Origin of the sequence: Chitinophaga fulva, assembly GCF_012927205.1 — a bacterium.
Taxonomy (GTDB): domain Bacteria; phylum Bacteroidota; class Bacteroidia; order Chitinophagales; family Chitinophagaceae; genus Chitinophaga; species Chitinophaga fulva.
Genome location: NZ_JABBGC010000001.1, coordinates 3,957,016 through 3,976,398, shown reverse-complemented (window position 1 = coordinate 3,976,398; position 19,383 = coordinate 3,957,016). Strand labels below are relative to the sequence as shown.

At 49.5% G+C, this 19,383-nt stretch carries 18 protein-coding genes; 5 read left to right on the top strand and 13 right to left on the bottom strand.

Annotation, left to right across the window (positions count from 1 at the left end; all coding sequences use genetic code 11):
• Positions 1-14 precede the first annotated feature (14 nt).
• The 4 genes from HHL17_RS16175 to HHL17_RS16160 all read right to left on the bottom strand — a co-directional run bounded on the left by HHL17_RS16175 (position 15) and on the right by HHL17_RS16160 (position 6,685).
• A complete protein-coding gene (locus tag HHL17_RS16175) occupies positions 15-1,391 on the bottom strand; it encodes a RagB/SusD family nutrient uptake outer membrane protein (RefSeq protein ID WP_169225719.1) in 1,377 nt (458 codons plus the stop codon).
• A gap of 9 nt (positions 1,392-1,400) precedes the next feature.
• Positions 1,401-4,919, bottom strand: coding sequence for a SusC/RagA family TonB-linked outer membrane protein (locus tag HHL17_RS16170; protein ID WP_169225718.1), 3,519 nt, complete (start codon positions 4,917-4,919; stop codon positions 1,401-1,403).
• A 174-nt stretch (positions 4,920-5,093) separates the two neighbouring features.
• Entirely contained in the window at positions 5,094-6,056 is a 963-nt protein-coding gene (locus HHL17_RS33585; protein WP_169225717.1) for a FecR family protein, read from the bottom strand.
• An 80-nt stretch (positions 6,057-6,136) separates the two neighbouring features.
• On the bottom strand, positions 6,137-6,685 hold the full coding sequence (locus tag HHL17_RS16160) for an RNA polymerase sigma factor (protein WP_169225716.1): 549 nt from the start codon (positions 6,683-6,685) through the stop codon (positions 6,137-6,139).
• Between the two features lie 105 nt (positions 6,686-6,790).
• Between HHL17_RS16160 and HHL17_RS16155 the strand changes: the two genes are divergently transcribed.
• Entirely contained in the window at positions 6,791-7,558 is a 768-nt protein-coding gene (locus HHL17_RS16155) for an APH(3') family aminoglycoside O-phosphotransferase (protein ID WP_169225715.1), read from the top strand.
• 63 nt (positions 7,559-7,621) lie between these two features.
• Here the strand turns inward: HHL17_RS16155 and HHL17_RS16150 are convergent, their stop codons facing one another.
• The 9 genes from HHL17_RS16150 to HHL17_RS16110 form a co-directional block, all read right to left on the bottom strand.
• Positions 7,622-8,167 (bottom strand): ORF6N domain-containing protein, encoded by a 546-nt coding sequence (locus HHL17_RS16150; RefSeq protein ID WP_206156000.1) that lies wholly within the window; start codon positions 8,165-8,167, stop codon positions 7,622-7,624.
• A gap of 275 nt (positions 8,168-8,442) precedes the next feature.
• Complete coding sequence (locus HHL17_RS16145) at positions 8,443-8,934, bottom strand: hypothetical protein (RefSeq protein ID WP_169225714.1); 492 nt, start codon at positions 8,932-8,934, stop codon at positions 8,443-8,445.
• Between the two features lie 5 nt (positions 8,935-8,939).
• On the bottom strand, positions 8,940-9,287 hold the full coding sequence (locus tag HHL17_RS16140; RefSeq protein ID WP_169225713.1) for a hypothetical protein: 348 nt from the start codon (positions 9,285-9,287) through the stop codon (positions 8,940-8,942).
• A gap of 305 nt (positions 9,288-9,592) precedes the next feature.
• Positions 9,593-9,775, bottom strand: a complete 183-nt coding sequence (locus HHL17_RS16135) for a hypothetical protein (protein WP_169225712.1) — start codon at positions 9,773-9,775, stop codon at positions 9,593-9,595.
• Positions 9,776-9,835: 60 nt separating this feature from the next.
• The gene (locus HHL17_RS16130) at positions 9,836-10,183 is read right to left on the bottom strand and encodes a hypothetical protein (protein WP_169225711.1); all 348 of its coding nucleotides are present in this window, start codon (positions 10,181-10,183) and stop codon (positions 9,836-9,838) included.
• Positions 10,184-10,190: 7 nt separating this feature from the next.
• Complete coding sequence (locus HHL17_RS16125) at positions 10,191-10,463, bottom strand: hypothetical protein (protein WP_169225710.1); 273 nt, start codon at positions 10,461-10,463, stop codon at positions 10,191-10,193.
• 126 nt (positions 10,464-10,589) lie between these two features.
• The gene (locus tag HHL17_RS16120) at positions 10,590-11,093 is read right to left on the bottom strand and encodes a DinB family protein (protein WP_169225709.1); all 504 of its coding nucleotides are present in this window, start codon (positions 11,091-11,093) and stop codon (positions 10,590-10,592) included.
• 6 nt (positions 11,094-11,099) lie between these two features.
• Positions 11,100-11,540: a PaaI family thioesterase gene (locus HHL17_RS16115; protein ID WP_169225708.1), complete on the bottom strand. Its 441-nt coding sequence runs from the start codon at positions 11,538-11,540 to the stop codon at positions 11,100-11,102.
• Positions 11,541-11,550: 10 nt separating this feature from the next.
• Entirely contained in the window at positions 11,551-12,246 is a 696-nt protein-coding gene (locus tag HHL17_RS16110) for a DUF2461 domain-containing protein (protein ID WP_169225707.1), read from the bottom strand.
• A 187-nt stretch (positions 12,247-12,433) separates the two neighbouring features.
• Between HHL17_RS16110 and HHL17_RS16105 the strand changes: the two genes are divergently transcribed.
• The 4 genes from HHL17_RS16105 to HHL17_RS16090 all read left to right on the top strand — a co-directional run bounded on the left by HHL17_RS16105 (position 12,434) and on the right by HHL17_RS16090 (position 19,383).
• The gene (locus HHL17_RS16105) at positions 12,434-12,997 is read left to right on the top strand and encodes an RNA polymerase sigma-70 factor (RefSeq protein WP_169225706.1); all 564 of its coding nucleotides are present in this window, start codon (positions 12,434-12,436) and stop codon (positions 12,995-12,997) included.
• Between the two features lie 77 nt (positions 12,998-13,074).
• A complete protein-coding gene (locus HHL17_RS16100; RefSeq protein ID WP_169225705.1) occupies positions 13,075-14,190 on the top strand; it encodes a FecR family protein in 1,116 nt (371 codons plus the stop codon).
• Between the two features lie 216 nt (positions 14,191-14,406).
• Complete coding sequence (locus HHL17_RS16095; RefSeq protein WP_169225704.1) at positions 14,407-17,871, top strand: TonB-dependent receptor; 3,465 nt, start codon at positions 14,407-14,409, stop codon at positions 17,869-17,871.
• Between the two features lie 18 nt (positions 17,872-17,889).
• Positions 17,890-19,383: a RagB/SusD family nutrient uptake outer membrane protein gene (locus tag HHL17_RS16090; protein WP_169225703.1), complete on the top strand. Its 1,494-nt coding sequence runs from the start codon at positions 17,890-17,892 to the stop codon at positions 19,381-19,383.

Genomic DNA, 19,383 nt, shown 5'->3' with positions numbered 1-19,383 from the left:
TTTATACTTTTACGTTACTGTACATAGCCCGGATTCTGTACGATCAGGCCACCGGTGATATCGATCTCCCGCTGCGGAATCGGCATACAATAGCGGTTGGCCGGCAGCTGCGGATTCGGTTGTTGTCCGCTGCGAATGGCATCGAACCGGGCGAAGCCTTCGAAAGCCAGTTCCCGTTTGCGTTCCAGCAGAATGCGGTCTATCAGCTGTTGTTTGCTGGCAAAATCTGCCACGGTATATACCTTCGGCACCGGATTTTTCGTGTAGGCGCGGGCGTATACTTTGTTGAGCAGGTCCACGGAAGTGGGGTTCACGCCGGTTGTTTGCGCCATGGCTTCTGCTGCGGTCAGCATCACCTCCGGCAGCCGGACCATATTCACGTTATCCATGATTTTAGGATCGGTGAACTTGCGCATCAGCTTCGTAGTGGTCAACAAATCTGTGAGCCTTTCGTCCTTTGCTTCATAGATAGCCAGAAAATCAGGCAGGGGCTTATAGAAGCCGTAGGAATAATAAATACCGTGATTACCATATGCAGTAGCATTCCAGCTTTCCGGGAAGGCAAACACAATCTCAGTAGAGAGTGCGTATTTCCCATTGCCGGTAGAATTATCAGGCCACAGCGCCACAAAGGAAGACTGCAGGTTGTAAAGCTGTGCGGTCAGCACCATATTGGCGTAGGTAGCCGCTTTGGCATAGTCCTGTTTGTACAGGCATGCCCTTGCTGCCAGTGCCGCTGCGGCGCCTTTGGTAGCGCGACTGGCCTGCGCCACAGGATCAGTCCTTTTATCAGGCAGCGCGGCGATGGCTTCATCCAGGTCTTTCAGTATCTGCGTGTATACTTCCTCGTTGGTATTCCTGGCTTTGTTCTGGGAACCGTCATACCCGTCGAAAGACTGCAGCATCAATGGGATGCCCATGTTGCCAGGCTTTCCCTGCAGGGCGCCGTCGCCATACATCTGCAACAGCATCAGGTGTCCGAAAGCGCGGATAAACTTGGCTTCGGCAATAAACTGTTGCTGTGTGGCAGCATCAAAGGCAGCATGTTTGGGCAGCTGTGTGATGATTACGTTAGCCTCATTGATGGTGGTATAATACGTGGACCATAAGGCGTCATAATTACCATCCCTGGGCTCTACAGCACCCTTCACCAACGCCTGATCGAAACTGCTCACCACATTGCCGGTCACATCTCCCAAAAGGAAAGCATTACCGCCACAGGCTTTCATCAATTGCAGGTAAGTGTCGGCCAGAAAACTTTCGGTGGTCTGTTTATTTTTCAGCAGGTCTGCTTCCACCATAGTACCTTCCGGTTTCAGGTCCAGCTGCCGGCTGCATGCTCCCAGGGAGAGCAGTAGCGCAGCATATATATAACAGGAATATCTTTTCATAATCTCATTTTAAAAAGATGCTTTAATACCTACCCTCCATGTGCGTGGTGACGGCATGGTGAGCTCATCAAATCCCATGTTCAGTGCAGAAGAGCCATAGGCGCTCACCTCCGGGTCCAGACCGGAATAGTTGGTCAGCACCAACAGGTTGTTACCTTCCACGAATACACGCAGTGATTTCACTGACTGGCTGTGTTTTAACAGGCGCGTGAAATTATACGTGAGAGACACACTTCTCAGTTTGATGAACGACGCATCTTCGAGGAAGCGGGAATTCTGCCGGCTGAGCGTATAGTCGTAAGAGTTGCCGAAACCGGCAGCAGCTGCATTGGACTTATTGATCAGCGCGGGAATATCTGTTTGCTGTCCCGGATACTGCCAGTAGTTCAGGATGTCCGGAGAAAGGTTGTACACGTTATTGGCGGTAGAGGAACTGCCTAAATAGCTGAACTGCGCCGCCTTTGCGCCATTGATGATTTTATTGCCGGCAGAGAAAGACAGGAAGCAGTTCAACTCGAGGTCTTTGTAGGTAAAGGTGTTTCCCATACCACCGAATACCACCGGCATAGCATCGCCCATGTATTCGCGGTGTACGTAAGGCGCATTGGGATACTGTTGCTGAATAGGCTTCTCTGAGCTTTTGCCGGTATTATCTATCCAGAGCGGCTGCCCGTTGTCCGGGTTGACGCCGCCCCAGTTGTAGAGATAAAAGGCCGTAGCGGAATGCCCTACCCGCCAGAACCTGTTGCCATCAATTTCGTTCTGATTGGCGAGCTGGTCTTCGCTGATTTTATGCAGGCGGATGATTTTATTCCTGTTACCGGAGATATTGAAGTTGGTGGTCCAGCTGAAATTTTTCCGGATGATATTCTGGCTGGCGATACTGAACTCAATACCGTTGTTACTCAGGTCTGCCAGGTTCTGTTTCTGCATGGAGAAACCCATGAAGTAAGGCAGTACAGAGCCGAGGATAGCGTTGGAGGTTTGTCGTCTGTAGTAGTCCAGCGTAGCGCTCACACGGCCTTTCAGCAGACTGAGGTCCATGCCCACGTTCCAGGTGGTAGTACGTTCCCATTGCAGGTTAGGATTGGCCGGTTGTTTTACACCGATAGCGGACACGTTGCCATAGGAAGCACCGTATACGTCTACCACATATTGGCCCTGGTTGCCATAGTAGCCGTTGCCGCCGTCACTACCGGTGAAGCCTACACTACCGCGTATTTTCAGTTGTTCAATGAGTTTGCCGCCTTTCAGAAAAGCTTCCTCACTGGGCACCCAGCCCACTGCAAAAGAAGGGAAACCTACATAACGGTGATTGGCAGAGAAACGGGAAGAGCCGTCCATCCGGTAGGTAACACCTACCAGGTAGCGGTGCAGGTACTCATAATTGAGCCTGCCGAGGAATGACACCTGCGCCCACTGCTGTTGCAATGAGTTCACCACTCTCTTGTTTTTAGCGGTGGAGATGCTCAGCATTTCATTATTGAGGAAACCATCACCGGCAACGGAGTTGACACTTTCCACCGATTTTTCAAAGCTCTGGCCCAGCATGGCGCTGATAGCATGACCGCCATCAAAGGCTTTGTTGATATCGAGGCGGTTGTTGGTCACCCATTTGCGAAGCTGCTGTTGAGATTCTGTAGCGTTGCCGCCCGGCGTTTGGGGCCGGTCAATGTTACGGCTATACGCGCGGGAGCTGATCCAGTCCACCCCGAAATCGGAGTGCAGGCTAAGCCAGGAGCGCAGCTTCAGGTCAGCGAACACGTTACCCAGCACGCGGCTGTCGGTGGAATAGTTTTTAGTAGCAGTAGCTTGTGCCACCGGGTTCATCACGGCTTCCGGTCCGGTGGGGTTGTTGCCATAGCGCCAGTTGAAATTGCCGGTGCTGTCGTAGATACCGATGTTAGGCGCTTTCTGGATAGCGTTGCGGTATACTTCCTGTGCGTTCAGCGAGTTGTTGTTGGCCTGATTCATAGACATGCTCACGCCAACCTTCAGTGATTTGGTCATCTGGTTGTCGAAGTTCACGCGACCCTGATAGCGGGTGAAATCGTTATTGACGATATAGGACTGTTGTTTGTCGTATCCCAGGCTCACGTAGTAGTTGCTTTTTTCCGTACCGCCGCTGAGGGACACGTTAGCATCGCTGCCTACGGCATTGCGGACTACTTCATCCAACCAGTTGGTGTTCACTCCTTTGGGGAACTTATAATTCAATGGTCGATAGAAAGGGTTGCCCGCGCGGCCGACAGAGTCTTTCAGTGCAAAGAGCCGGTTGTAGAAATCCGCGTACTGGTCGCCGGTCAGGACAGATGGCAGTTTGCGGGGAGAAGCGATGGAGGCGCCCAGTTGTACATCCACCCGGGCGTTACCGCGTTTCCCCTTTTTGGTGGTGATGAGGATAACGCCACCGGAGCCACGGGAACCGTAGATGGCAGTGGAATAAGCGTCTTTCAACACTTCGATGGATTCAATATCATCGGGGTTGAGGGTAGCCAGCGGGTTCTTCTCGAAGGTGGTCGGCTGGCGGTATTCATTCACCACCTGGTTGCCACCGAAAGAAAAGGTCTGTGAGGCTCCTTTATTATAGTCCACCGTATTAAGATTGGGATCAATACCATAGATAGGCACCCCATCAATCACGATCAACGGCGTATTGCCGTTGGCGTTAAGGGTGCTGATACCACGGATGGTGATGTTACTGGCAGCGCCGGGCACGCCACTGGAAGGCGCGATGAACACCCCGGGCAGTTTGCCGACCATGGCTTCATCCACAGAAAGCGGCATCTGGCCGGGCATTTCACTGGCTTTGAAGCTGCTCACGGAGCCGAGCAGGCTGCGGCGTTCCTGGACACCATAACCGATGACTACGGCCTCGGTTAAACGGGAAGGTTTCACTACCAGCGCCACAGGTACCGCTGCCACAGCAGCGGGCATCACTTTCACCATGGGTTTTACTTCTTCCTGGTAACCGATAAAAGAATACAAAAGAGAATAGTTGCCGGGAGGTAACAACAGTTCGTATTCCCCTTCCGGATTGGAGACCGCATAATATTTAGCGCCGGCCACGCGTACCGTTACACCCGGAACAGGGTTGTTGGTAGTGGCATCGGTGATACGGCCGCGGATTTTACCGGCAGCAGCAGGCGTAGTGGCCACAGCTGGAGTGGACGGTTGTTTTACGATCAGGTAAACCCCGTTTTTTGCCTGCCATGCGAAAGCTGTTTTTTTGAGCAGGGCTGTTAGTACCTTGTCCAGGGGTACGTTGACGAAATGTTGTTGATCGATCCGGTATTGGGAGAGTTCCTGGCTATCGTAGCCGAAAGACAGGTGGTAGCTGCGTTCCAGTTTTTTGAGACAGGATGCAAGCGTTTCATTTTCAAAAGCAGCGGTAACACTGACCGGCTGCGTAGACTGACTATATACCTGTGAAGAAAGGAGACTGATATTTCCCAGCGAGAACACTGTGAACGCGATGCTCCATCTCACTAAGCTCCGTATATACGTTAGCGAAAGCGATTTTTGCATATCTTTGGTTGATTTTAGTGTTTTACTAAATGCATACAAAACATTGTATGATCCAAACCGTGTCTGCTGCAACAGACGCGGTTTTTTGTACACATATGGTCATAGCGGTGCCAGGGACGCTCTCTTCGCTGTCATCCCGGTTTTAATAGGTGGTGCAACCTCCTTGGTGCTACATTAGTTTTTACGGTGAATGGTAATCTCGTTGTCCTTTATATCATATTGTATCGGATGTATGCTGCTGATGATGTCCAGTACCTGTGTTACCGACAGTTGTTTACTGCATCTCAGCGTGTATTCAAATGCTTTCATTTCCGCCGGATTGTACCGGATGCGAACGCCGTACTGGTTTTCCAGGGTGAGCGCCACTTCCGCGAAGCCGGCCTGGGACAGGCTGATCATGCCGTTGGCCCATTCGTTGATTTGTTCGTTTTCTACGGTTGATTTCATATACTGTTGCGCCGAGCGGCTGTAAGTCAGCTGATCGTTGGCACTGAGCACATCGAGGCCGGTTTGATGGTGCAGGACTTTTACCATGCCTGTTTTCACCGTTACCTGTGTCTCATCGAGCGTATTATAGGCTTTCACATCAAAAGATGTTCCCAGCACTTGTACATTTAGTTCCTGTGTATGTACCTCAAACGGATGATGCGCATCCGGGTGTATGTCAAAGAATCCTTCTCCTTCCAGCTCTACCTTCCGCACGGCATCGAATGTGCGGGGGTATTTCAGCTTTGCGCCGGCATTGAGCCATACCAGGGAGCTATCGGGCAGCATGAGCTGCCGTTGCTGACCAGGACCTACCTCCACCAGCAGCAGGGCATGCTGCTGACGGTAGTCATGCCATAACCAGGCGCTCACCGTCACCACCGCGGCCAACAGGCTGGCGGCCGCCCACCATTTTTTATAGAAAGGCACTACCCTTCCTGCTGTGGCAACAGGCACCGTATCCAGCTGGCCATGGATATGTTGCAACATCTCCGCTTGGAGTTGCTGCCGATGGCCTTCATGACGGAACGCTGTGCCGGCTTGCATGTGTTGGGATTGATACCATTCATGCAGCCATTCCAGTTCTTGTGGAGTACAGGTGCCGGTTTCGAGCCGTGTGATGATCGCTGCTATTTTTTCCTGATCGTGCACATTTTAACCGTTTTCTACCATAATGACACCGCTGAAAAAGGATAGTACTAAACCGGGGAGAAATTTTTTTTTGGATGAGGCTATTTGAATCTTGCAAGGGCATCTTTCAGGCGCTTCAGCGCCGTGGTGAGCTGGTTTTTGACCGTTTGCTGGGAAACGCCCAGCTGGTCTGCCATTTCGCGGACAGTCAGTTGTTCCTGCCGGCTGAGGATATAGGTCTGCCGCATCTTTTCCGGCATGGCCGCGATGGCCTGTTCTATGATCTGTTGTATTTCCGCCAGTGCCAGGCGGTCATCCGCCCGGTCAAATACCGCCGGCGGGATAGCGGAGAAAATATCCAGGTGTTTCTGGTAATTCTGATGGCTGCGGAGATGGTTAAGGACCCTGTATTTAAGCGCCACATGCAGGTATGGCCCCAATGGGCCCTGAATCCGTAACTCCCGGCGTTTATGCCAGAGAGAAACGAAAACTTCCTGCAGACAATCCTTGGCATCTGCATCCTGCTGCAATCTGGCATATGCCGCCACATAAAGCTGTTCCCAATACCGGTGATACAGTTCATCAAAGGCGGCCTTATCATTATATGCCTGCATACGCTCCAACAACGCGGTATCCGACAACTGCTCCAAACACGAAAGGTTTAGCCATAAAAATAAAAAAAAGCCTTTTACATATGCAAGTATGCCCGGAAAATATTAATACCCTATTTTTACAGGGAGACAAAACAGGAACCCATGCCCAACCTCCCTACAGACCTGGCCCATCTGCTGGCAGACCTATCACCCGAACCCATCACTATCGGTTACTCGGCCGCCAGCGTGTACCGCTACACCAGCACCCACAGCGTGTTCTACCTGAAAACACAACCCTCCGGACAAGGGCTACGCCTCGAATATGAGGTATTAACCTGGCTGCAGGATAAGCTGCCGGTGCCCGTAATCCAGTATTTCGGCACCCATGACGCTGTCGATTACCTGCTCACCACTGCTGTAGAAGGCGAAATGCTCTGCGCCGACAGCTACCTCGATAATCCCGAACTGACCGTCAAACTGCTGGCCGATGGCATACAGCTGCTGTCCGCACTTCCTATCGATAATTGTCCTTTCGATAACAGCCTGGAAAAGAAACTAACAGCCGCAGCGCATAATGTAACACACGGACTGGTAGATACCTCCGATTGGGAAGACAATAACCGCTTCCCTACCCCTCAGGCGCTGCTGGACTATCTCATTGCTCACAAGCCGTCTTACTACACGCCCGTCTTCACCCACGGTGACTACTGTTTGCCGAATATCTTCGGCAAACAAGGACAGGTGAGCGGTTTCATCGATATTGGCGGCGCCGGTGTGGCAGATGCGTACCAGGATATTGCGTTATGCGTGCGGTCGTTGAAGCATAATTTCGGAACGGATGATTATGCCGGGATGTTGTTTGAAAGACTGGGGATGGAGAGAGATGAGGAGCGGTTGGCGTATTATGTGATGTTGGATGAGTTGTTTTAGAAACGCGAACAAGCTGGAAATTATCAGGAATAACAGATCACTAAGCAGGATCACAACTCCATATCATTCCTCCGTTTCTCCATGACGGGTAAACCCAATCATGTTACGAGGCTCCTGCGACGGGTTAAGTAATTCTTTGAGGTATCCAAAAATTAGCTGTATATCCACATCATGACCTATTGATTTCCTTTCCAGCTGTTCAAGTTTCAATAAAATATCCTTATGCGCAGACAGCATTTCCCGCATCTTCACAAAGATTTCAATAATCCGAATGCTTACCTGTATGGCGCGGTCACTGCGCAGCACATTAGCCAACATCAGTACACCATGTTCCGTAAAAACATATGGGAGATAGCCGCCCAGATGCTTTTTAGATGGTATCGCATTTTGCGATACCATGACCTCCGCTTCCTCATCCATTAACTGGAACATAAAGTTTTCAGGAAACCGCTCCGTATTTCGTTTTACCTGTTCTCTCAACCGTATTGGCTTCACATCATATAATTCCGCAAGGTCACGATCCAACATTACCTTATGTTCCCGGATATGATATATTTTGCTGGCTAACACTTCATCTGGTAACATCATTTCATTTATTTTGTTACTCATCTTTAAATTATAAGGTTATTCATCATATTTCCTACAGCCGGAGGTAGCGGCTTCTATCTTGTCCTTCTGGCACATTTTGTTTATATCCTCCCTGTAACTAACGTACCTTTTCATAAAGGCTTTCGAGGTGGTCGCAAAATGCGACCACCTTCTATAATCAGAGTTCCTTAAAGGTAAGGAAACGAAGGGCTTATCCTACATCTTTAAAATTTTACACTTAATCGATATTCTCTTTTATTATAAATTTCATTTCAATATGATGAACAAATGTTTTTCTATTTTAATGGAGGTTGTACAGGATAAAAGCCTTTATGACTCTCAAAGATAACAGCCGTATCAGCAGGCGTCAGGAATAGTTTCTCTACTATCTCTCTAACGCAACCAATGAATGACTTCAATGACTCAGGTGCAATTCCGCCATAAACATATACTGCTTTATTATCAAAGTCTGGTAACACTACTTTATAAGAGTACAAATCAGAGCGATCATCCTTTGAATAAGTGCTGTCATAGCTTTCAAATGGAGTCCTCCTATAGGCACTATCCAGCTTTAATAAATCCTGGTCATCTAATTGCGCGTTAAAAAAGGTCCTATCAGCCCATTTCCTCCCGAGAATAACTTTCCCTGTACTATCAATTATAACGGAAAAACGCTTGCCCCATCCATTGCTATAGGTGATGTGCAGTTTATGGAAGGATGCAGTCGTTTTTTTGTATTGACAACTGATCAAAACTATGCTGATCAGCAGGATGAATATATATTTCAATCGATTTATTTCAATGGTAAAAAAATCGTATCCGGCTTGCTCTTACTGCCCAAATAGCTTAACGAATCGCCCACAACGAGCATCAAAGAAGAATCAGCCACCAATTGATAAGACTCCAGTATATTGTATCGCTCGTAATTTTCCAACACCTGCTCACCACTATCCTTTGAAGATGCTACTACCTGAATACAATCCTGCACTGTCGCGTTTCCGGAAACATAATAAATAACTATCTTATAATCCTTGCCGGGAACCGGTATGTTGGCTAACACTCTTCTGTCAACTTCTAACAAAGGAGGAAAACAGGCAGCCAAAAGCAGCAACAGCGAAATATAAACCAACTTTCTTTTCATGTTTGTTATTTATTGTTTCTAAAACCAGCAAAGGCTATAGCTGACCATACCCTTTTCATGGTAATTTTCCTGGTCGTTATTTCCGGCTCATTCACATAACAAGATTCCAGTTGCACAGGCTTTTCAGATAACAACCCAAATACCACCAACTTTCCACCATTAAAAAGGATCGTCAGTAACTGACATTGTGGATCAAATTGCCAGGTATAAAGCCCTTTCCGCTTTGTTACCGACCATATACTGACCTTCGTTTCTGATATATCCAACGCTCGCGCCTTTCCAAATACCAACGTCAAGAAATCATGTCAGATAATATAATTATCAGTTGTGGCAGGGGCTTTGATCAGGCTAACGGTATCCCCCTTTAAGAAAAGACTGTCCGTATTATCTCCTATCCAGATGGATGATTCCCATGAAGATGGCTTCAATTTCATCTGGGCGTTGGCCGTCATACTAAACAAAATTACTATCAGCAGTAATTTATACATAGGTATTGATTTTTAGTCATTCTACAACCACCTCTCCCTTTGCCACTATTATTACCCCGATCATGCAGGACAACGATATAGTATATCATGAAGATCAACCCCACTGCCTATACGTTTTACCAAATCTACCGTCAGTATCTCATGATCAGCTATCAGGAAAGGAATATTCAACAACAGGATACATACCATACCATCCATCAGGATCTTCAAAAGATAACCGGGACGCAACCATTCAACACTACGATTGACCAGAGGATATATGATCAATCCCAACAACCATTCTTCTATATAAAACCACAACAAATAAGAAAATATTTCGATAGAAAAGAACTTCAACCAATATAGGACCACTATCACCACCAGGCAACAGACAGCATACAACGAAATAAACTTTAAGGCTGCTTTCATACTACAATTATTCCTTATCCGGCCATCCCCAGATAATCTCCTCTTCCCCATCTTTTTCGACCATTGTCGTAAAGCTGTAGTTAAGATCGATATAGATAGTATCCTTCTCATACCGGACATCAACGATATCACTCACATCCTGCGCTTCCGCTTTATAGCCAATGATTTTCAACTTTAGGGATTCTCCGGCTTCCAATATATAGTCAATAACGGGAGGGTCAATAAAAATCACGAGCGGTTCCTCACTGGTATTTATAAACTTGAATATAAGATCATTCACAGCCATATTTTATATTTTTTGGTAGCACACATGGAACCCGAAAAAGATCAGGCACACCGCTGCGACCCGCAGCAAACGCCCAGGCACAACAACATAGCTATAGGCCACAATTTCATCGAAGAAGATCTATTCCGGTTTCGAATACGCCGCTACTTCTTCTGCGCTCAGCCCGAACATAGGCGGCGTTTTTACACCGATCATATTCAGGTAGATATACAACTGCGCGCGGTGGTGTATTTCATGTTCCACCATGGCGCGCAACCATTTCCAGACGGGCATGGTGGCGTTGCCGGGCGTGGTGCATTTCTGCAGCAGGTCTTCATCGCTTAATGCGCGGAAAATAGCCATGGATTCTTCATGCAGCTGATCGAAGTAAGCCATCACGGCATCGTAGCCGTCGGCCAGCTCTTTTCCGCAGCCACGGTAGCTGCTGGGGCGACCGGCGATTGTTTCGGCGAACATATACCTTTCGATAGTGGCGATATGCCGGATCTCATCACCGATGGTGAATTTACCCGGCATATAAGCCCAGTCCAGGGAATCGGGTGGAACTACGGCGAGCAGTCTTTTGGTGCGCTCACGGATTTTGTCGTAGTAAGGCAGGAAAGTGCTGATAGAGGTGATTTCCATACGTGGTTAACGTTTATTGATTTTCATCATAGTGACCAGGGCAGTGGCAACGTGGGTTTCCCGCTCCCCGGTACGGGTGTAAATATCTGTTTGTACAATGGTGAGCGTGGCGCCGGCTTTGATCGACCTTCCCTGTCCGACCAACAGTTCGCCTTTGGCCTGGTTGAGGAAATTGATTTTAAACTCGACGGTCACAAAATAAGGGTCTTCCACCGGAATAGTGGCCGCACAGTAGCCGGCCACTACGTCTGTCAGGCCTGCGATGGCGCTGCCATGGAAGATGCCCGACGGGCGCAGGGCGATGTCGCTGGGCGGCATGCTGATTTCTACATAACCTTTACCAATGCCGGTCATGGTGGCGCCATACAGCGCCATCATTTTCTGCCGGCCGAAACTATCGCGCACGCGCTGTTCTATCTCCGGTGCTAACGGTTCTATGTTGGGCATAAACTGATGATTATAATCCGTTGGAATCGGTGGACAAAATTTCACTCATATAGTCGAAGAAAGGACGCATGGCGGCAAATGTTTTGCCCGCTTCTTTTCTGAACTGCGGCGACAATACCTCTTCGTCTGTAAAGCGGCGCATCAGCAGGAACTGCTTATAACGCAACAGGTCAACGGCCTCGTGCGCCGGATCATAGCCACGGGGCGCCTTTTTCAGCTGCTCCCCTTCGAGGGTACCAAATGTGGATTTAAAAGACTTGCTGTTAAGGATCTTCTGCAACGGCGCCGGGTCAAACGCTATATCATCGCGGATTTTCCGGAGATCGTCTGCAACCGGGCCCCAGAAACCGCCGCCAATGAAACTGGCGCCTGGCTCTATACTGAAGTAGTATCCACCACGACGCTGTTGGGTGGCTCGTTTGAAACCACCGCTCCAGTACGTCCTGTAAGGTGATTTATCTGCGGAAAAACGGGTATCACGGTAAATGCGGAAAAGGCTTTGTTTGCCGGAAGCTGTTTCTATCACGTCATGAACGGAAAGGTCTGCCAACAGGGCATCAGCAAATGTCTCCATCTGTTTCAGTTCCTGGAGATAATCATCTTTGTGTGCGTTAAACCACTCCCGGTTGTTATTTTTTTTCAACACACTTAAAAAATCTAATCCGGCCTGTTGTATGCCTGCTCCGCCTGTTGTTTGTTTTGCCATTTGCTGGTGTTTTTTCAGGATGAAATCGACAAAAGCAAATATAAATTAATTTACCGCTGGATTGGATCATCTCCCCAAATTCCAAAATCAAAAAATCCCAAAATCAGTAAATCCAATAATAAAATCGCCAAATAACCAAATAACTAAATAAATTTGGCCGATGGGCTCTGCCAGAGGTTTATAGTATATGAGGGATTATAACGCGTTCAGTGATGCAGCATTGCTACCTTTATTAAAGGAAGGCGAGGTACTGGCCTTTAACGAGGTGTATGCCCGCTATTTCCGGCTGCTGTACCAGTATGCCTGGAATATCCTGAACAATGAAGAAGAGTGCAGCGACGCGGTACAGGAGATATTTGTGTGGTTATGGGAAAACCGTAGCACCCTGGAAGTGACCTCCCTGAAAGGCTACCTCATGGCTGCCGTTAAATACCGGCTGGCGCGGATCATCCAGACATCCCGCCGCCGTGCCGCGATCCTCGCGACCAATGTGGAAATGCCCACTATCACCCGTATAGACGAAGATTTTGAAGTGAAAGAACTGAGAAAGGTGATCACTGAATTCTCCGAAACACTGCCCCAACGGGCCCGGAAGATATTTCATCTCAGCCGGGTACAACACCTTACCAATAAGGAAATCGCTGCCCGCATGGGCATCTCCGAAAAAACGGTCGAAAACCAGATCACCATCGCCCTGAAAAAACTCCGGTCAGACCTGAGCAAAAAAATGCTCTCCTTCCTGTTGCTATAATTTTTTTTCAGCTCCTTTGGGGGGAAGCCCCTTTTTATGTCCCTTAATAGATAGAACCAGCACTTAACAGGCTTTCCATGGATGAAAAACATATCACCGGTATTATAGATCGAATAGCGACCAACACGGCCACAGATGAAGATCTGGCGGTATATAGCGCCTGGTGCGACGCACAGCAGGCAGGTAAACCGGATATCGGCGACATGTCTGCACAGGAAGCGCTCATCCTGGGAAAAATACACCGGCAGACAGGCATCTCCCGCGGGAGGGTCTTTCCCTGGCGCATCGCGGCGGCAGCTGCGCTTACCGGCATACTGGCCGGCGGCATTTACTGGTTCCGCCACAGCGGCAGCCAGCCGACACCTGTAGCAATGCATGCCATGCCCGCTCAAACTGACATGCCGGCCGGGAAAAATACCGCCACCCTCACACTGGCCAACGGAAAGAAGATATTGCTCTCTGATACACAAACCGGTAAACTGACAGACCAGGCAGGCGCGGAAGTCAACAAAGCGGCCGACGGCTCACTGGAATACCGCCCGGTAAACGGCACCGCCGCTATTCAATATAACACTCTCAGCACCGCCCGGGGCGAACAATACCAGATCACCCTGGCCGACGGCACACGGGTATGGCTCAATGCCGCCACCACCCTCACCTTCCCCGCCTCTTTCGCACAACAGGCGGAACGCGCGGTGGAAATAAACGGGGAAGCCTACTTTGAAGTAGCTGCCGACCCGGCCCGACCTTTTAAAGTACGCACCAACAATCAGCAGATACAAGTGCTCGGCACCAGCTTTAATGTCAACAACTACGCTGATGAGCCGTTTGCCAGAACAACATTACTCACGGGCGCCGTTAAAATCAATGACGCACAGGTGCTGAAGCCCGGTCAACAAGCCATCAGCGGTAAAAACGGCACACTGAAAATAGCCGCCGTAAATACCGACGGCATCGTGGCCTGGAAAAACGGATACTTTGAATTCAGCAACGAAAATATCTACGAGATCATGCGGAAAATATCCCGCTGGTATGATGTGGAAGTCATCTATGAAGGAGACATTCCCACCAACGAAATGGAAGGCACCATCTCCCGGTTTGAGAACGTATCAAAAGTATTAAACACCATCGAGAAAGCAGGCTTATTAAAATTCAGGATAGTAACCGGGAAAATATATGTAAGCAAGTACTGAACACGATTGTGAACAATGTGACTGTCAAAGAGAACAACTATTAACAGTGAACTTTAAATCCACGCCAATGAAGTAAAAGCGCCAACCAGCATGTGGCCTTATAAAAAACGTGAAAGTGAGGAAGCACTTCCACGTTCGGTCGTAAGGTTTCAATCAAAATCAATTTTTCACGCACGGAAAAACAACATTGAATTAAAAACCAAACCTCGTAAAGGTATGATATTAAACCTTCTTCACAAAGGAGGCAGGGCGAGCTATTGCCGGCCTTCCAAAACCTTCGTTTTCATGCGGATTGCTACCACATTACTGCTTACAGCGTTCATCAGCCTTAGTGCTGTGGCCAGTGCCCAGAAAGTCACGCTTTCTGAGAAAAACGCTTCACTTGTTGCAGTCATCCACAAACTGAGAAGCCAGACAGGCTACAACTTTTTCTACGTCAAAGACCACATCAACGCTGCCAAACCGGTGAATGTCAACCTCACCGATGTTCCGCTGGCAGAAGCACTGAAAATTATTTTTGAAGATCAGCCACTCTCCTATGTGATCGATGGCAAAGAAATCACGGTAAGAAAAAAAGCAGCGGCCACAACACTGACTGGCAGCCTACTGACAGACGTGACCGGCAAAATCCTGGACGCTGACGGTGCTCCGCTGCCTTTTGTGAGCGTAGCCGTAAAAGGTACCCAGAAAGGCGCCATCTCCAAAGCTGACGGTAGCTTCAGCCTCAGCCTCAACAAAGGCGATGTGCTGCTGGTACGCTCCATCGGTTTTGAAACACAGGAAATCACCTATACCGGTCAGGCCACACTCGACATCCGCCTGAAAAGAGCCACCAACGCCCTGTCAGACGTAGTGGTGATCGGTTATGGCACGGTAAAACAAAAGAACCTCACCGGCGCGGTGACCACTGTAAAAGGCAAAGACCTGAACATCAGCGCCAGCACCAACTTCCAGAGCGCGTTACAGGGTAAAGCCTCCGGTGTACAGGTAGTACAAAGCAGTGGCCAACCGGGAGCAGGTGTCAATGTGCAGATCAGGAGCAACCCTTCTTTCGCCAATGCAGGCGTGCTATATGTGATTGACGGGGTACCGGTAATGGATGCTGCTGCCCAACCTATAACAGGTTCCAAATATGGTAAAAACGCAGTAGGCGGCGTGGACAAATCCCCGCTGAACTTCATCAACCCCAATGATATCGCCTCCATCGAGTTCCTAAAAGACGCGAGTGCCGCCTCCATCTATGGCGCCCGTGCCGGCGCAGGCGTAGTGCTGATCACCACTAAGAAAGGTGTCAATGGCAAACCTAAAGTAGATTATACCGGTTCCTACGGCATACAGAACGTAGATAAAATGTACCCAATATATGGTGCGGCCGACTACATGATACAACGCAACCTGCTGAAAGAGGAGATGTGGTACCGTGCTAACAAAGTAGCACCTTATTATGGCACCAAAGACCCTGCTTCTGTAACCGATCCTTTCAAACCTATTTATTCCCAGGGGCAGATCGATTCCGCCCGCAGTAATAACGAAAAAGCGACCGACGCCATCACCCGCGCAGGTTACACGCAACAGCACAACATCGCCCTTTCCGGTGGTAATGGCAAAACCAACTACTATGTTTCCGGTAACTACTTCGATCAGAAAGGTGTAATCATTGGCAGCGATTACAAACGTTACAACGGCCGTGTAAGCATTGATCAGGTGGTGTCTGACAAAATCAAACTGGGCGCCAGCATGATCCTCTCCAACTCCGCCGCCAACAACACCTTTACCGGCGGCGCCAATGAAAACGGCGGTATTATCACCTCCGCCATTTACTGGGCTCCGGTACAACCGCTGCAAAAACCGGACGGCAGCTACCCCGTAAGCCCTTATTACCCTAATATCCCTAACCCGGTATCTTACGGTACCGTCACTGACCTGACCAATCTGACCCGCACACTCAGCAGCGCTTTTGCCGAATGGACCATCATCCCGGAACTGAAAGCTAACGTACGTTTCAGCTACGATAACTCTACCTCCAAACGGTCTACCTACATGCCGAGGACATTCTACCTGGGCTCACAGGTAAATGGAGCCGCGAGCATCGCCCAGTCAGAAGCCAAATCCACGTTGCTGGAATATACCCTTGCCTATAACAAAGCTTTCTCCGAACAACACAGCCTCAGCGCCGTTGCCGGTTACAGCTATCAGAAATCAGGCTGGGAAGGCTTCAATGCCGCCAACCAGGGCTTCCTTTCTGATATATCCAAATACTATGACATTGGCTCCGGACAGGCGATCAAGCCTACTGTGGGTTCCGGCAAATCAGAAACGATCTGGGCCTCCTACTTCGCCCGTGCCATCTATACCTACAGAGGCAATATCACCCTGCAGGCATCTATCCGTCGTGATGGCTCCTCTGTATTTGCTGCTAATAAAAAATGGGGTTACTTCCCCGGCGTGTCTGCCGGCTGGGTACTCTCCGATGAATCTTTCCTGAAAGGCTTCACCCCGCTCTCCTTCCTGAAGATAAGGGCAGGCTACGGTGAAACAGGCAACAGTAGCTTTGGATCGGCTGCCAACGAGGTATATGGCACGGCTCAAAGCCCGTATTTCGGCTCTGGTAATGTTAACTCCGGTCTGGTCATGACCCGCGCCGCAAATCCAAATCTCACCTGGGAAACCGCCGGGGAACTGAACGCTGGTATTGATTTTGCGTTCTTTAACAACCGCCTTTCCGGCTCGTTCGACTACTTCCGTAAAGACATCCGCAACCTGATTGCAGGTATTAGATACCCTACCGGCTTCCCTATTGACAGCGTATATATGAACGCAGGCAAAACACGGTCTACCGGTTATGAAATAGCCCTGCACAGTAAAAATATTATCTCCGATAACAATGGCTTTACCTGGTCAACCAGCGTGAACTTCTCCCACTACCTCAACTACTGGGTGAAACGCTCCCCCGCTGCACTGGCTGTATTACAGCCTTATGAAATCGCCACCGGCAAAGGCGCGCTGTTCAATCCGATTTTCGGCTATGTTTCAACAGGTATATATAAAGGCGATGGCGCCGCTCCTGCCAATATGCCCGGCATGCTACCTGGTGGCCTTATCCTCGAGGATATCCGCGGTTATGATGCCAATAGCAAAATCATCGGTCCCGATGGCGCCATCACCGCTGCTGACAGGACCTACCTGGGCAATGCTGATCCCCGCTTCAACTTCGGTATCGGTAACCAGTTCACCTATAAAAACTTTGATCTGAACATCTTCTTCTCCGGCCTGGTGCAGAAAAAGTGGTCACCTTACCTCGCCGGCAGAGTCAACGAGAACACCACCAACCCGTTTGGTTTCAATGCCATGCCAATATCATCCAACCGCTGGACATTCAAAAACCCGAACGGTGACTTCCCCACTGCTTTGAACGACGGCTCTTACTCCCAGTTCCAAAACGCGGCCAGCTACTGGCTTGCAGACGCTTCTTTCCTGCGTTGCCGCAACATCACACTGGGGTACACCCTGCCCGCCAAAGTAATAGAAAGACAAAAAGTGTTCTCTGGTGTAAGGTTCTCCTTCGACGTACAGAATCCGTTTACCATCACCAAATACCCAGGCCTGGACCCGGAACTGGACCCAGACAACTTCTACCCGCTGGTAAAAAGTTATGTATTTGGCCTAAACGTATCCTTCTAATCACTTAACCGGACAATCATGAAAAACATATATCACCGACTCGTTTTGCTGGGCAGCCTCGCGGCTTTCAGTGCATGTGAAAAAGATCTGCAAAACACCACGTACGGTAACCTCGCCGAAGTGGTAAACACCACCGAAGGTGCTGTGGCCACTGTGAATGCTGCCTATACCGGCCTCGCCGGCGGCACTGACTGGCAGGGCGGCTGGGATGCCGGCACCTATGCCTGGCGCACACAGGCCATGATGACCACCGACGAAGGCGTATGCTCCTGGGGCGGTAACTGGATACCGTTGCGTAACCTGAACTATACGCCCGACTTTGACTGGGTGACGCATAACTACGGCCGATACACACCATATATCTCCCGCATTGCCATCGCCCTGGCCAACATGGAAAACATGACCATCAATGCGGACATGAAAAAAAGGTATATCGGTGAACTGAAGGCCCTGAGAGCACACTATGCCCAGCTGCTGTACTTCAACTACGGCCCTTTCACGATCGTTACCGACGCTAAAATAGCTTCCAATCCTGATGCGCCCTACGTTCCGCGCCCGACCAAAGAGGTGGTGGTGGCACAGATCGAAAAGGACTATAAAGATGCAGCCGCTTCCCTGCCCGATAAATTCACCGGCAACGATTACGGCCGCTTCTCCAAAGCCGCCGCCCTCACAGGTCTCATGAAACTATATATGCATGAGAAAAAATGGGCGGAAGCTGTGACCGTAGGGCAACAACTGACGCAGATGGGTTACTCTCTGATGGGCAATTACGAAGACAACTTCAATACCGCCAGCAAAGGCGGCAACTCACCAGAGACAATCCTCGCGGTGGTATGCTCCTCTTCCGGCGGCGACCAGTACACCAACATGTGGCTGGCACACGCCCTGCCGTCAGATTATAAAGACTCTACCGGCATTCCGCTGACTGCCTGGGGCGGTTACAAAATGCCATGGTCCAGCTACGATAAATTCGACAAAAAGGACAAAAGGCTGAAAGTACTGCTGGAGTCCTATCCCACCGGTAATGACGCCAACGGCAAAGTAATTTATAGAAACGCCAGAACGGGCGGTGAACTGGGCGCTATCCCGGTAAAATTCGGCCCCGATCCGTCCCGCGCCAATTCACAAAACAGTGCGATCGACTTCCCGATTTACCGCTATGCAGACGTGCTGCTCATGCTGGCAGAAAGCATCAACGAAGCGAACGGTGCACCCAACCAGCAGGCTTACGATGCGATCAACGCCGTCAGGAGAAGAGCCGGGGTAGACGATTTGCCCGCTGGCCTCTCTAAGTCCCAGTTCCTCGCTAAAATACAGGACGAACGCCTGTTTGAGCTCTGGGGCGAAGGTTGGAGAAAAGATGACCTGATCCGCTGGAACCTTTATATCCAGCGCGCCATCAACGACGGTTCCACTACCGCCCAGGCTTATAAAGTACTGCTGCCTCTACCAAGGCAGGTGATCACCCAAAGCAACGGTGTTATCAAACAAAACGAAGGATATAACTAA

What these genes read in the sequence shown, in the direction of transcription:
- HHL17_RS16130 (WP_169225711.1), bottom strand. Translation starts at nt 10,183, where the DNA reads ATGAAAGCAGCCTTAAAGTTTATTTCGTTGTATGCTGTCTGTTGCCTG.
- HHL17_RS16090 (WP_169225703.1), top strand. Translation starts at nt 17,890, where the DNA reads ATGAAAAACATATATCACCGACTCGTTTTGCTGGGCAGCCTCGCGGCT.
- HHL17_RS16095 (WP_169225704.1), top strand. Translation starts at nt 14,407, where the DNA reads ATGATATTAAACCTTCTTCACAAAGGAGGCAGGGCGAGCTATTGCCGG.
- HHL17_RS16150 (WP_206156000.1), bottom strand. Translation starts at nt 8,167, where the DNA reads ATGAGTAACAAAATAAATGAAATGATGTTACCAGATGAAGTGTTAGCC.
- HHL17_RS16110 (WP_169225707.1), bottom strand. Translation starts at nt 12,246, where the DNA reads ATGGCAAAACAAACAACAGGCGGAGCAGGCATACAACAGGCCGGATTA.
- HHL17_RS16115 (WP_169225708.1), bottom strand. Translation starts at nt 11,540, where the DNA reads ATGCCCAACATAGAACCGTTAGCACCGGAGATAGAACAGCGCGTGCGC.
- HHL17_RS16100 (WP_169225705.1), top strand. Translation starts at nt 13,075, where the DNA reads ATGGATGAAAAACATATCACCGGTATTATAGATCGAATAGCGACCAAC.
- HHL17_RS16105 (WP_169225706.1), top strand. Translation starts at nt 12,434, where the DNA reads ATGAGGGATTATAACGCGTTCAGTGATGCAGCATTGCTACCTTTATTA.
- HHL17_RS16155 (WP_169225715.1), top strand. Translation starts at nt 6,791, where the DNA reads ATGCCCAACCTCCCTACAGACCTGGCCCATCTGCTGGCAGACCTATCA.
- HHL17_RS16170 (WP_169225718.1), bottom strand. Translation starts at nt 4,919, where the DNA reads ATGCAAAAATCGCTTTCGCTAACGTATATACGGAGCTTAGTGAGATGG.
- HHL17_RS16175 (WP_169225719.1), bottom strand. Translation starts at nt 1,391, where the DNA reads ATGAAAAGATATTCCTGTTATATATATGCTGCGCTACTGCTCTCCCTG.
- HHL17_RS16135 (WP_169225712.1), bottom strand. Translation starts at nt 9,775, where the DNA reads ATGTATAAATTACTGCTGATAGTAATTTTGTTTAGTATGACGGCCAAC.
- HHL17_RS16140 (WP_169225713.1), bottom strand. Translation starts at nt 9,287, where the DNA reads ATGAAAAGAAAGTTGGTTTATATTTCGCTGTTGCTGCTTTTGGCTGCC.
- HHL17_RS16120 (WP_169225709.1), bottom strand. Translation starts at nt 11,093, where the DNA reads ATGGAAATCACCTCTATCAGCACTTTCCTGCCTTACTACGACAAAATC.